Source organism: Modicisalibacter coralii, from assembly GCF_004117855.1.
In the GTDB taxonomy this organism is placed as follows: domain Bacteria; phylum Pseudomonadota; class Gammaproteobacteria; order Pseudomonadales; family Halomonadaceae; genus Modicisalibacter; species Modicisalibacter coralii.
Window position 1 is genome coordinate 56,899 of sequence record NZ_QWBW01000029.1, and the last position, 13,460, is coordinate 70,358.

Sequence of the window (13,460 nt, forward strand, 5' to 3'; positions counted from 1 at the left end):
GGTTAATCACTAGTCCTGATGTTAACTAGTCGTCGGCACGTTGGCCAATAGGGTTTTGCCGATGTCCCCGATTGGCGGCGATTATCGCGCGCTATGGGCGGGGCTCGCCCGCTCAGGGGGCCTGGCGGGCGGCGCGATTGGCCTGCAGGGTCCGCGTCAACAGCGCGCGCAGCGCGGCCGGGCGTACCGGCTTGAGCAGCAACTGGTAGCCGCCACGCTTGATCGCATCGGCGACCTCCTCGGTGCGATCGGCGGTGATCACGATGCCCGGTACCGGGCCGTTGCAACGCTCGAGCAGGGCGTCCAGCGCCATCAGCCCGGTGACCTCGTTGTCGAGATGGTAGTCGGCGAGGATCGCGTCGGGATCGGCGTCGAGATGGCGCAGGATCGACTTGGCGCCGCCGATCGAGGTGGCGGTGAACACCTCGCAGCCCCAGCCGCTGAGCATCGCCTTCATGCCCTCGAGGATCAGCGTCTCGTTGTCGATGCACACCACCCGGGTGCCGGCGAGCTTGTTGCCGGCGCGCCGGGACGGCGGCTCGTCGCCGGTCTTGGCCGCCTCGCGGGCGCTGACCGTGGGGACGTCGACGGAGAACACCGTGCCCACGCCCTCCCACGAGCGCACCCGGATGGGGTGATCGAGCACGCGGCTCATGCGGTCGGCGATCGACAGGCCCAGTCCCAGACCCTTTTCGCTCTCCTTGTGGCGCGAGGCCTGATCGAGACGGCGGAACTCCTGGAAGATCTCGGCCTGCTTGGCCTCGGGAATGCCCGGCCCGGTGTCCCAGACCTCGATGCGCAGTCGTCCGCCGCGCCGCCGGCAACCCAGCAGCACCCGCCCGTGCTGGGTATAGCGCAGCGCGTTGGACAGGAAGTTCTGCACGATGCGGCGCAGCATCTGGGCGTCGCTGTCGACCCACTGGGCGGTGGGCACCACGTCCAGATCGAGCCCGCGCTCCTCGGCCATCACCTCGAACTCGGCACGCAGCGGGCGGAAGATGTCGGCCAGCGCGAACTGACTGCGCCGCGGCGTCAGCGCCCCGGCGTCGAGCTTGGAGATGTCGAGCAGGGTGCCGAGCAGTTCCTCGGCGGCCTGCAGGGAATTGTCGATGTGGCCGATGGTGCGCTGGTGATCATCGGCGAGCGTCTCCTGGGACAGCGCCGAGGTGAACAGCCGCGCGGCGTTGAGCGGCTGCAACAGGTCGTGGCTGGCCGCGGCGAGGAAGCGGGTCTTCGAGGCGTTGGCGTCCTCGGCGACCTGCTTGGCCTGGCGCAGCGCCTGCTCGGCCTCGGCGCGCACGCGGTTTTCCTGGCGCAGCGCGGCGTTGGCCTCCGACAGCGCCTGGGTGCGTTCACGGACGCGCTCCTCGAGATTCTCGTTGGTCTCCTTCAGCGCGATCTCGGCCAGGCGGCGCTCGGTGATGTCCTGATAGAGCGCGAAGAAGCCCAGGATCGAGCCGCCGTCGCCGAAGTGGGGCGTGTAGGTGACCAGCAGGTAGCGGGTGCCGCCCTCACCGTCGTCCAGCGAGATCTCGAAGCTCACCCGCTCGCCGGCCAGGGCGCGGTCCATCCACGGCGAGCGCTCGCGGGCCACCGCCGGCGACATCACGCTCTGCACGCGCTTGCCGATCACCTCGTTGCGGTCGATGTCGAAGACCTGCTCGTAGGCCCGGTTGGTGAAGAGGTAGCGGCACTCCTTGTCGAAGTAGGCGATCAGCGCCGGCACGTTGTCGGTATAGATGCGGATATTGTTCTCGGAGCGGATCAGCGCTTCCTCGGTGCGCTTCTGCTGGGTGATGTCCTGGTAGGTGTAGACGAAACCGCCGCCGGGCATGGGGTTGCCCTGGACCTCGAGCACGGTGCCGTCCTGGCGATAGCGCACGTACCGGTGCGGATGGCCCTGACGGATGTTGTCCATCAGCAGCTCGACGTGTTCCTCGGGGTCGCCGGGGCCGTACTCGCCGTTGTGGGCGTTGTAGCGCAGCACCTTGTCGAAGGCCGCACCCACGCGGATCAGGTGATCGGGGAAACGAAACAGCTCCAGGTAACGCTGGTTCCACACCACCAGATTGAGGTTCTGGTCGACCACGCTGATGCCCTGGTTGATGTTCTCGATGGTCGCCTGCAGCAGAGCGCGGTTGAACTCGAGGACCTGCGAGGCCTCGTCGACGATCGAGATCACGTCCGAGATGCCGATGCCGCGCCCCTGCAGCGCCGAGTTGACCACGATGCGCGCCGACGAGGCGCCGAGTACCGAGGCCAGGAAGCGCTCGGTGAACTGGATGACGTCGATCGAGGCGCGGGTGTTGTGATCGAGTGTCTGGCCGTTGCGCAGCGCGAAGTCGTCGAAGGCGCGATCGACCTGTTCGGCCCCCAGGAAGCGTTCGCACAGCACCTTGAGATCGCCCACCGTGGTGGCGCCGGTCCAGGGCCGGTTGACCGAGGTCTGGCGGGTCTCGACGCTGTCGACGAACAGCGAGGCCTGGATGCGCTCGACCACCCGCTGCGGGGTGATCTGCGAGATGAAGATGTAGCCGAACAGATTGACCCCCAGCGAGAGCATCACGCCGTGGGTGAAGGGGCTGCCGATGCCCAGGCCGAACAGCTGATAGGGCGACAGCCAGTCGAGGCCGAAGGGCCCGCCGAGCAGCCATTCGCCGGGTACCACGCCGGCCTTGATCAGCGCCGGCAGCAGCAGGGTATAGGCCCAGATGGCGAAGCCCAGGTTCATGCCCACGATCACGCCCAGGCGGTTGCCGCGCTTCCAGTAGAGCCCGCCGAGCAGGGCCGGGGCGAACTGGGCAGCGGCGGCGAAGGAGAGCATCCCGGTGGAGGCCAGCGAGCTGAATTCGGCGATCAACTGATAGAAGACGTAGGCCAGCGCCAGGATCACCACGATGGTCACGCGGCGGGCGCGCAGCACCAGCCGCCCGTAGTCGCGGGCCTTGGTATCGAACCAGCGCAGGCGGAACAGCAGCGGAATGACGATCTCGTTGGAGATCATGATCGACACCGCCACGGTAGCGACGATCACCATCCCGGTGGCCGCCGAGAAGCCGCCGATGAAGGTGGCCAGCGACAGCCAGTCGTTGTCGAGGGCGATCGGCAACGCCAGCACGAAAGTGTCCGGCTCGACGGTGCCGTCGGGAAACAGCGTCAGGCCGGCGGCGGCCAGCGGCAGCACGAAGAACCCGAAGGCCACCAGATAGAGCGGAAACAGCCAGCGCGCCCGGGCGGCGTCGTCGCGGTGGGTGTTCTCGACCACGGCGACGTGGAACTGGCGCGGCAGGCAGAACACCGCCAGCATCGCCAGCAGGGTCTGGGCCCAGAAACTCTGCCCGAAGTCCTGTTCGGTGAGCTGACGTTCGAGCTGCAGGAAGTCGTCGGCCCGCGTGAGCACGTCGCCGAGGCCGTCGAATACCCCCCAGGTGACATAGGCGCCCAGCGCCAGGAAGGCGCCCAGCTTGATCACCGATTCGAAGGCGATGGCATGGATCAGCCCTTCGTGGTGTTCGGTGGCATCGGTATGGCGTGTGCCGAAGAGGATCGCGAACAGCGCCATCACCGCCGCGACGTAGAAGGCGGTATCACCGAGCAGCGGCGCGCGGGTGACGTCGGAGGAATCGGTGAGCACCGTGAAGGCCGACGACACGGCCTTCAGCTGCAGGGCGATATAGGGCAGGGTGCCGATCAGCGCCACCAGGCTGGCGAATGCCGCCAGCGACTGGGTCTTGCCGTAGCGCGAGGCGATGAAGTCGGCGATCGAGGTGACGTTCTGGCGCTTGGCGATACGGATCATCTTGGCCAGTACCGGCCAGAACAGCCCGAAGGTCAGCAGCGGACCGATGAAGATGCTGGCGAACGACCAGCCGGACGTGGCGGCCTGGCCCACCGCACCGTAGTAGGTCCACGAGGTACAGTAGATGGCCAGCGCCAGGCTGTAGATCACCGGGCGGCGCTGCGCCGGCCCGTGACGCCTGGCGTGACGGTCGCCGCGCCAGGCGATCAGGAACAGGATGGCGACGTAGCAAAGCGAGACGGCGATCAGCAGCCAGCCAGCGAACATGCGAGCTCCCCCTTGGTTTGTCGCCATTCTAGGGGAATGGCGGGCACGAGGGCAGTCGTGTCGTTCCTTGCCCGGGCAGCGAAATCCGCCCCGGCCTTACCGTGTCGCGGTCGGCGATCCGCCGCCGGGGGATCAGGCGCCGGCGCAGACCGCCTGGAACAGCGGTGCCGAGGATTCGACGCGACGCAGCTCCGGGTAGCGAGGCCGGCCGTCCTGCTCGGCCAGCGGGACGATCTCCCGGGCGTCGCAGTTCAGCAGATAGGGGTGGTGAGACACGCGGTCGGCCGGCTGGCGTTCGAAATGGTAGAGGATGAACTCGACCACCCGATCCTCGCCGGCGCTCCGGGTGACCAGGTTGCCGCGGTCGACGACGTCGAAGGCGGTGGTCAGCGGAGCGATGTAGGTCCAGGGGCGCCAGGGCATGCGCTCGGTGTGTCTATCCACCACGGTGGCCGAGGCCGGCAACTGGGCCTGCTTGTGGTCGAACCAGGTGTACTCGTAGTGAATCTGGTAGCCGAGTATCCCCAGCCCGCCCAGTGCCGGCACGATCCAGCGCGGCAGGCGCCTGCCGCTGAGCTGTCGCAGAATCAGGCCGATGCCGGCGGCCCCCAGGCCGGCGAAGATCGCCGCGATCAATTGCCAAACCATGCCGTCCCCTTCTCATGACATCGGGCTTCCCGACGGGAAGCCCGATGAAGTGTGGTCCCGCGGCCCGGGTCTGCGCCGAGCCGGGGGCATTATCGCCTAGTGGTCGACGGCACCACCAGCGCCCTTGGGATAACGCACGCTCTGTACCAGATCCTGGATCTCCTGCGGCGGCTCCTCGGTGGCGTTGGAGACGAGATAGGCCACGGCGAAGTTGATCACCGCACCCACGGCACCGATGGAGAGCGGGGAGATTCCCAGCACCCAGTGATCCACCGTGTCGGGCAGGTTGTTGGTGCCGGGAATGAAGAACCAGCCCTTGTAGACGAAGATGTAGACGAGGGTGAAGATCAGACCGGCGAGCATACCGGCGATGGCGCCCTTGTTGTTCACCCGGGTGGAGAAGATCCCCATCATCAGCACCGGGAACAGCGAGGCGGCGGCGATGCCGAAGGCCAGGGCCACGACCTGGGCGGCGAACCCCGGCGGGTTGGCACCCAGGTAAGTGGCCACGACGATCGCCACCGACATCGAGATGCGCGCCGCCATCAGCTCCCCGCGTTCGGTGATTCGCGGGTTGATCGCGCCCTTGATCAGGTCGTGACTGATCGCCGAGGAGATCGCCAGCAGCAGGCCGGCCGCGGTGGACAGCGCCGCCGCCAGACCGCCGGCGGCGATCAGCCCCACCACCCAGCCGGGCAGATTGGCGATCTCCGGGTTGGCGAGTACCAGGATGTCGTTGTTGACCTGCAGTTCATTGCCGGCCCAGCCGCGGTCGGAGAAGTCGGCGGCGGGGTTGTAGAACTCGATCTTGCCGTCGTCGTTCTTGTCCTGGAAGGTGATCAGGCCGGTCTCTTCCCAGGTGCGGATCCAGTTGGGCCGGTCGGCGTAGGCGATGGAGTTCTCGGCGGCCGCGTCGTAATTCTCGACCTGGCCCGCCATGTCCGGATAGATGGTGGTCACCAGGTTGAGGCGTGCCATCGAGGCCACGGCCGGCGCCGTGAGGTAGAGCAGGCCGATGAACACCAGCGCCCAGCCGGCGGACCAGCGGGCGTCGGCCACCTTGGGTACGGTGAAGAAGCGCATGATGACGTGCGGCAGGCCCGCGGTCCCGATCATCAGCGACAGCGTGAACAGCACCATGTTGAGCTTGTTGTCGACCATCGCCGTATAGGCATTGAAGCCCAGCGCCGTCACCACTTCATTGAGCTTGGCGAGCAGCGGCTCGCCCGACGCGCTGTGGTCGGAGAACAGGCCCAGTGGCGGCACCGGATTGCCGGTCAGCTCCAGCGAGATGAACACGGCCGGAATGGTATAGGCGATGATCAGCACGATGTACTGGGCCACCTGGGTGTAGGTGATGCCCTTCATGCCCCCCAGTACCGAATAGAAGAACACCACCACGGCGGCGATGATCAGGCCGGTGGTCGCGTCGACCTCCAGAAAGCGCGAGAAGGCCACGCCGGCCCCGGCCATCTGGCCGATGACGTAGGTCACCGAGGCCACGATCAAGCAGACCACGGCGACCATGCGTGCCGTCTTGCTGTAGAAGCGGTCGCCGATGAACTCCGGGACCGTGAACTTGCCGAATTTGCGCAGATAGGGCGCCAGCAGCATGGCCAGCAGCACGTAGCCGCCCGTCCACCCCATCAGGAAGGTCGAGTTGGCGTAGCCGCCGGCGGCGATGAGGCCGGCCATGGAGATGAACGACGCCGCCGACATCCAGTCGGCGCCGATGGCCATGCCGTTGGTGACCGGATGGACGCCGCCCCCGGCGACGTAGAAGTCCTTGGTCGACCCGGCCTTGGCCCAGATGGCAATCCCGATGTACAGCGCAAAGGAAGCGCCGACAAAGAGGACGTTGATCGCAAATTGACTCATGCCGGTTTACTCCCCGAGTTCGAATTGCTTGTCCAGCCGGTTCATCTTCCAGGCGTAGAAGAAGATCAACCCGATGAACACCAGGATGGAGCCCTGTTGGGCGAACCAGAAGCCCAGGTCGGTGCCCCCCACGGGGATGCCTGCCAGCAGGGGGCGTAGCAGGATGGCAAAGCCGTAGGACACCAGTGCCCAGACGATCAGGCAGCCCGTGATCAATCTCAGGTTGGCCTTCCAGTAAGCTTCGGCATTGGCTTTTTCTTGTGACATGACGTCGCTCTCCGCTTGTGGGTAAGAAGGAAGTGTTGGGGCCTTACGCCGCTCAGGCGGTCGACTTCCCGTTGTCGTTGGTGATCGAGCGTTTAGTTGACGAACTAACGCCCTTGCCAGAAAAGGGCGATATAAACACTGTCTTTTCCGTTATTGCGAAAGTCGGTGATGTCGTTATTGTCCGCTGGGTTCCCTTGAGTCGTTACGCTGCATTTCGTGGCGAATCGCCACATGATTCGTGGGTAATATTGGTCAGTAATCCTGGAAAATAAAATCCCCATACTTTGGTCTCATAAGCCGAAAACGATAAAGCGGCTGTTTTTAAAAATCTTTAAAAACAATCGCTTATTTGTTTTCTTTGTCTTTCCTTCGAGACGAGCGGTTGCCATATAGGACGATGGTATAGCCAGGAGGGGATAGGACAATGGTCTAACGGTTGGCGCCCTAGAACCTTGGTCTATGTTCAATTGAAAGAAGCGGATCGGATATTCTAGGTTTGTACTGACGGCAGGTCGGTCAGTGTCATGTGAAGACGCGTGAGGATTTACCAACCCCGCTGCGGATTGGCGCCATGGCCAGCGGATTTCCAGGGGCCGTTCGTGGTGGTCGGGCTGGAGGCCGTCCTCGAGGTGGCCCGGGTGGTGCCGAGAGGGCCATCCGCTTGCGTGGGACCTCGCTATCGGTGAAGGCCAGCGTGGCAAGATCAATGGCTCGCCTGCTCATGATCGGCAGCGAGGTGAGGCCGTCATGACGAGGGCGATTACGAATGGTCGACATCGATCTTTCACAACCCCCGTTCTCGCTGCTCGACGAGGCAGGGCGGGCGCGGGTCAGAAGCGGGGTCGACCTGGCTTACTACGATACCGGCGAGGTGATTCTCGAGGCCGGCCAGGCCGGCGATCATGTCTTCGTCATTCACAAGGGCGAAGTCGCCGAACTGGATACCGGTCAGCCCGGCGAGCAGGCGCGCATCGGCCACTACACCACGGGCGACCTGTTCGGCGCGATCAGCATTCTCAACGGGCAAAGCCGTTACCGCTTCATCGCCGAGCAGGAAAGCCTCTGCTACCTGCTGCCGCGCCAGCTCTTCGAGCAGCTCTGCGAGGCCCATCCGGCCTTCGCCGACTATTTCCGCCAGAGTCTCGCCGCCAAGACACGCCTGCTGGCCGAACGGCGATCCGCGGGCGGCGCCACGCTCGCCGGGTTCATGCTCGCCAGGGTCGCCGACTGCCAGCGTTCGCCGCGGGTGGTCGCCGGCGAGACATCGATCGGCGAGGCTGCGGCGCGACTGCGTGACACCCGTGCCGACAGTCTGCTGGTGGCCGTCGACGACCGCTTCGGCATGCTCACCAAGACCGATCTGCTCGATGCCCTGGTGGCCCGTGGCCTGCCCCGCGAACACCCGGTGGCCGAGCTCGCGCACGTCGAGCTGGTCACCGCCCGGGCCGACGACTACCTGTTCCAGGCGCTGGTCAGCATGACGCGTCATGGCATCGAGCGGGTGGTGGTGATCGGCGACGACGACCAGCCGGCGGGTGTCGTCGAGATGACCGACGTGCTGAGCTTCTTCTCGAGCCGTTCGCACATGGTCAGCCTGGAGCTGGAGCAGGCCGATGACCTCGAGGCGTTGGCCCAGGCCAGCGCGCGCCTGCCTTCGCTGGTCCAGACACTGATGGCCCAGGGGGTCAAGCTGCGCTTCGCGATGGAGCTGCTGGCCGCCCTCAACGGCCGGATCATCGACAAGGCCTTCGAGTTCCTGGTGACGCCGGCGCAGCGCGAGGCCTGCTGCCTGCTGGTGCTGGGTAGCGAAGGGCGCGGCGAGCAGATCCTCAAGACCGACCAGGACAACGCCCTGATCCTCGCCGACGACGGCGACTGGGCCGAGCGCGGCGAGCAGATGACGCGCTTCACCGAGACCCTGCTCGAACTGGGTTACCCACGTTGCCCGGGCAACATCATGGTCAGCAATCCGCAGTGGGTGAACACCGTCAGCGGCTGGTGTCAGCGCATCCACCACTGGGCCGACGAGGGCGACGGTCCGGCGCTGATGAACCTGGCGATCCTGCTCGACGCCCATGCCGTGGCCGGCGACCCGCGGTTGCTGGAGCCCGTGCGCGAGACGCTGTTCGCGCGCTGCTCGCACGACCAGATGCTGCTGGCGCATTTCGCCCGGGCGGCGCTGAGCTTCTCCACGCCGTTGACCCTGTTCGGCTCGCTCAAGCGCCCCCAGCACGGCATCGACATCAAGAAGGGCGGGATCTTTCCGATCGTCCACGGCGTGCGTGCCCTGGCCCTCGAACACCGCCTGCGGCCGACCTCGACGCTGGCCCGGCTCGAGGCGCTGGCCGACGAGGGTCATCTGGAGGCACGCTTCGCCGAGGACCTGGGTGAAGCGTTGACGCTGTTCGCCGAATTGCGGCTCACCCAGCAACTGGCGCGCCTCGACGAACCGCCGGGCGCGCTCGACAGCGCCAACCGGGTGGTGGTGCAGCGCCTGTCGTCGCTGGAGCGCGACCTGCTGCGCGAGGCGCTGCACCTGGTCAAGGAGTTCAAGCAGCGCCTGACCCAACGTTTTCATCTCGAGTACTGAACAGGCCCGTCGAACCGGATGTCGACGTGGCTCGCTAAGGGAGTGTCGTGATGCTTCGATCCCTGCGTCGCGCGGCCGACCGCCGCCGACAGGTCAACGGCCGCTACGGCTGGCTCTTCAACCCCTACACCGGCGACGAACTGGTGGCGATCGACTGCGAGACCACCGGGCTCGACCCGCGCACGGCGGACCTGGTGTCGGTGGCCGCGGTGAGGATCAAGGACGGCCGCGTGCTCACCAGCGATGCCCTCGACCTGCGCCTGGAACGCCCCGCGAGCCTCACCGGGGAGTCGATCAAGGTCCACGGGCTGCGCGGTATCGACCTCCACGGTGGCGTCTCGCTCGGCGATGCCCTGGAACGCCTGCTCGACTTCATCGGCAATCGCCCGCTGCTGGGCTGGTGCGTCGACTACGACGTGGCGGTGATCAATCGCCAGTTGCGGCCGCTGTTCGGGTTCGATCTGCCCAACGCCACCGTCGATCTGGCCCAGGCGTACCGTCGCCGGATGCGCCGTACCCATCCCCAGGTCGAGCCGCACCTGGGGTTCGAAAGCGTCGCCCGGGCCTTGCGGGTGCCGTTGATGCAGCGCCACACCGCGCTGGGCGACGCCGTGACCACCGCCCTGATGTACGTGCGCTTGAAGCAGGGGGCCCTGGAAGCCTGCTGAATGAACGACAACCCGGATAGCGAGGACGCGAACGAATGGAATGGCTGCAGAATGGCCTGCTGATGGCGGGGGTCGGACTCCTGATGCTCGCCAACCTGTGCTACGTGAGACGCACCCAGGACCTGCACGGCGTGCTGCTGTTCTGGCGCCGGCGCCTGGGACTCAACCGCGGCGAGTTCCATTGCCAGCGCATCGGCATCGTGCTGATCCTGCCGGGCGTGGTGCTGCGCTACCTGATGCTGCTGAACGTCCTCTGAGAGGGTTTTTACAAATTAGGCGAGCGAAGGCAAGACAAGGCAAAATCGGCCGAAAAAGCGGAGTTTACACGGGGTAAATGAGCATTTTGAGATCGATTTTAACGCCGTATTGCCGAGCGCAGGCATTTTGTAAACACCCTCTGACGGCACCGCCACGGCGGGACATCGCAAGTCGCGGGAGTGGGTGGTAGCATAGGCGCGCCTTCCACTTCTCCCTGCGTGTCGCACGACCCATGCAAGCACTTACCGGTAATCAGAAACGCGAGTTCAACAAGCTGCAGAAGCGCCTGCGTCGCCAGGTCGGCAACGCGATCATCGATTACGGAATGATCGGCGACGGCGACAAGGTCATGGTGTGTCTGTCCGGCGGCAAGGACTCCTACACCATGCTCGAGATCCTGCGCAACCTGCAGCGCAACGCGCCGGTGGACTTCTCGCTGGTGGCGGTCAACCTCGATCAGAAGCAGCCTGGTTTCCCCGAACACGTGCTGCCCGAATACCTCGACGGCATCGGCGTCGACTATCACATCCTCGAGCGCGACACCTATTCGGTGGTCAAGGAGAAGACCCCGGAGGGCAAGACCACCTGCGCGTTGTGCTCGCGACTGCGGCGTGGCTCGCTGTACGGTTTCGCCGAGGAGATCGGCGCCACCAAGGTGGCGCTCGGCCATCACCGCGAGGACATCCTCGAGACGCTGTTCCTCAACATGTTCTACGGCGGAACCCTCAAGTCGATGCCGCCCAAGCTGCTCTCCGACGACGGCAAGAACATCGTCATCCGCCCGCTGGCCTACTGCCGCGAGGCGGACATCGCCGAGTTCGCGCGGCTGATGGAATTCCCGATCATCCCCTGCAACCTGTGCGGCTCGCAGCCCAACCTGCAGCGTCAGGTGGTCAAGGAGATGCTCGCCGACTGGGAAAAGACTCACCCCGGCCGGCTGGAGACGATGTTCAAGGCGGTCACCAACGTCGCCCCGTCACAGCTCGCCGATCGCGACCTGTTCGATTTCCAGGGGCTCGAGGACAAGCAGCAGCGTCTCAACGCCTCGCGGATCGAGGCCTTCGATCTGCTGGCGCGCGAAGCCTGAGCGAAACAACCCCCGACCGAAAACACCACGGCCCGCCGAGCATCGGCGGGCCGTGGTGTTTTCGCGAATGCCAAGTGGGCTGTCACTGACAGCCGGAGCCCTCCGCCATTTCCTCCAGGGCCTCGAGGTCGAGGATGTTGACTTCGCGCCCCTGGACGTCGACCAGCTTCTGCTGCTGGAAGCGACCGATGATCCGGCTGACGGTCTCCACGGCGAGCCCCAGATAGTTGCCGATGTCGGCGCGGGCCATCGACAGGCGAAAACTGTAGGGGGAGTAGCCGCGCCGCCGGAAGCGCGTCGACAGGTTGACCAGAAAGCTGGCCAGGCGCTCGTCGGCGGTCTTGCGTGACAGCAGGCGCAGCATGCGCCGGTCGTCGCGCAGCTCCTTGCTCATGTTGCGATAGAGCTGGGTACGCAACTCGGGCAGGGCCTCGGAAAGCTGGTCGAGACGCTCGAAGGGGATCTCGCAGACCGTGGTGGTCTCCAGGGCGATGATGCTGCCGGGGTAGTGCTGCTCGTCGATGCCGTCGAGCCCGACCAGTTCGCTGGGCAGGTAGAAATTGGTCAACTGGTCGTCGCCGTCGCCCTCGTGACTGACCTGCTTGAGACTGCCCGAGCGCACCGCGAACACGCTGGTGAAGGGATCGCCCTGGCGAAGCAGCGTGTCGCCCTTCTTGAGCGGCGCGCGGCGCTGGATGATCGCGTCGAAGCTGTCCAGTTCCTGGGTCCCCAGCGCCAGGGGGAGGCACAGGGAACTCAAGCTGCAGGTCTGGCAACGCGCTTCCTGAAGTCGCGGCCGGCGCACGTGGAGGGCGGAATTCGCCATGGTTGTCTCCCAGTCTTTCGAAGCACTCCCGCTATGGTAGTTGCATTATGGGTGATATAGCGAGGGTATGATCGTGAAAGTTTTTCTCAATAGTTGTTCTCAGAGAATCCGGGAGTAGCGGTCGCCCTTGGCGTCCAGGCGGGCGTCGAAGGCCATCGCCAGATGGCGCACCAGCAGTTGGCCCAGTGGCGTGACTGTCAGGCGATTGCCGTGACGCCTCACCAGGCCGTCGCGTTCGGCGCTCTCGAGCCGTTTCAGGGCCTCGCCGAAATAGGCCGTGGCATCGAGGCCGAAGCGTTCGCCGACCGCGTCGAGATCGAGGCTGAGGTCGCACATCAGGCGCAGGATGACAAATTGTCGCAGGCGGTCGTCGGCGGTCAGGCGCAGTCCGCGGCAAGTGGCCAGATGGCCGGCATCGAGCGCCGCCTCGTAGTCGGCGAGCCGCGTCGGGTTCTGGGCGTAGCTGTCGTCGATCTGACTGATCGCCGAGACGCCGAGCCCTACCAGATCGCAGTCACCGTGGGTGGTGTAACCCTGGAAGTTGCGGTGCAGCCGCCCCTCGCGCTGGGCCACGGCGAGACTGTCCGTGGGCCGCGCGAAATGGTCCAGGCCGATGTGCACGTAGCCGGCCTCGTCGAGCAGCGCGCGGGTGACCTCGAGGATCGCCAGTTTCTCCTCGGGTGAGGGCAGCGTGGCCGGGTCGATGCGACGCTGGGCCTTGAAGCGCGCCGGCAGGTGGGCGTAGTTGAACACCGACAGCCGGGCCGGTGCCAGGCTGATCACCTGCTGCAGGGTGTCGGCGAAACTGTCGCGGGTCTGGTGCGGCAGCCCCACGATCAGATCCAGGTTGAGCGACGAGAAGCCCAGCCGGTGGGCCTCCTCGACCAGGTTCTCGGTCAACTGGCGCGGCTGCACACGGTTGATGGCACGCTGCACCTCGATGTCGAAGTCCTGCACGCCGAGGCTGATGCGGTTGAAGCCCAGCGACTGAAGATGGCGCAGGGTCAGGACATTGGCCTCGCGGGGGTCGATCTCGATGGCGTAGTCGCGATCCGGCGCGGACGACAGCCCGAAGCGGGCGTGCAGCCGGTCGATCAGATCGCTCATCTGGTCGAGCGTCAGGAAGGTCGGCGTACCGCCGCCCCAGTGCAGTTGCCGGACCTCGCGGCGGG

At 65.5% G+C, this 13,460-nt stretch carries 10 protein-coding genes; 4 read left to right on the top strand and 6 right to left on the bottom strand.

Annotation, left to right across the window (positions count from 1 at the left end; all coding sequences use genetic code 11):
• Positions 1-112 precede the first annotated feature (112 nt).
• From D0901_RS15650 to D0901_RS15665, 4 genes are all read right to left on the bottom strand, one after another.
• The gene (locus D0901_RS15650; protein WP_129141245.1) at positions 113-4,066 is read right to left on the bottom strand and encodes a hybrid sensor histidine kinase/response regulator; all 3,954 of its coding nucleotides are present in this window, start codon (positions 4,064-4,066) and stop codon (positions 113-115) included.
• A gap of 132 nt (positions 4,067-4,198) precedes the next feature.
• Positions 4,199-4,714: a hypothetical protein gene (locus D0901_RS15655; RefSeq protein WP_129141246.1), complete on the bottom strand. Its 516-nt coding sequence runs from the start codon at positions 4,712-4,714 to the stop codon at positions 4,199-4,201.
• Positions 4,715-4,810: 96 nt separating this feature from the next.
• Positions 4,811-6,592, bottom strand: coding sequence for a sodium:solute symporter family protein (locus D0901_RS15660; protein ID WP_129141247.1), 1,782 nt, complete (start codon positions 6,590-6,592; stop codon positions 4,811-4,813).
• Between the two features lie 6 nt (positions 6,593-6,598).
• Complete coding sequence (locus tag D0901_RS15665) at positions 6,599-6,859, bottom strand: DUF4212 domain-containing protein (protein ID WP_129141248.1); 261 nt, start codon at positions 6,857-6,859, stop codon at positions 6,599-6,601.
• 766 nt (positions 6,860-7,625) lie between these two features.
• Between D0901_RS15665 and D0901_RS15670 the strand changes: the two genes are divergently transcribed.
• The 4 genes from D0901_RS15670 (at position 7,626) to ttcA (ending at position 11,462) form a co-directional block, all read left to right on the top strand.
• Positions 7,626-9,449, top strand: a complete 1,824-nt coding sequence (locus D0901_RS15670) for a putative nucleotidyltransferase substrate binding domain-containing protein (RefSeq protein ID WP_129141249.1) — start codon at positions 7,626-7,628, stop codon at positions 9,447-9,449.
• Between the two features lie 50 nt (positions 9,450-9,499).
• The gene (locus tag D0901_RS15675) at positions 9,500-10,117 is read left to right on the top strand and encodes a 3'-5' exonuclease (RefSeq protein ID WP_129141250.1); all 618 of its coding nucleotides are present in this window, start codon (positions 9,500-9,502) and stop codon (positions 10,115-10,117) included.
• Positions 10,118-10,152: 35 nt separating this feature from the next.
• Positions 10,153-10,374 (top strand): hypothetical protein, encoded by a 222-nt coding sequence (locus tag D0901_RS15680; protein WP_129141251.1) that lies wholly within the window; start codon positions 10,153-10,155, stop codon positions 10,372-10,374.
• Between the two features lie 233 nt (positions 10,375-10,607).
• Positions 10,608-11,462, top strand: coding sequence for a tRNA 2-thiocytidine(32) synthetase TtcA (ttcA, locus tag D0901_RS15685; protein ID WP_129141252.1), 855 nt, complete (start codon positions 10,608-10,610; stop codon positions 11,460-11,462).
• An 82-nt stretch (positions 11,463-11,544) separates the two neighbouring features.
• Here the strand turns inward: ttcA and fnr are convergent, their stop codons facing one another.
• Together fnr and hemN are read right to left on the bottom strand one after the other, a co-directional pair.
• Complete coding sequence (fnr, locus tag D0901_RS15690; RefSeq protein ID WP_129141253.1) at positions 11,545-12,288, bottom strand: fumarate/nitrate reduction transcriptional regulator Fnr; 744 nt, start codon at positions 12,286-12,288, stop codon at positions 11,545-11,547.
• A 99-nt stretch (positions 12,289-12,387) separates the two neighbouring features.
• The coding region (gene hemN / locus D0901_RS15695; protein WP_129141254.1) for an oxygen-independent coproporphyrinogen III oxidase at positions 12,388-13,460 on the bottom strand (1,073 nt) is incomplete at its 5' end.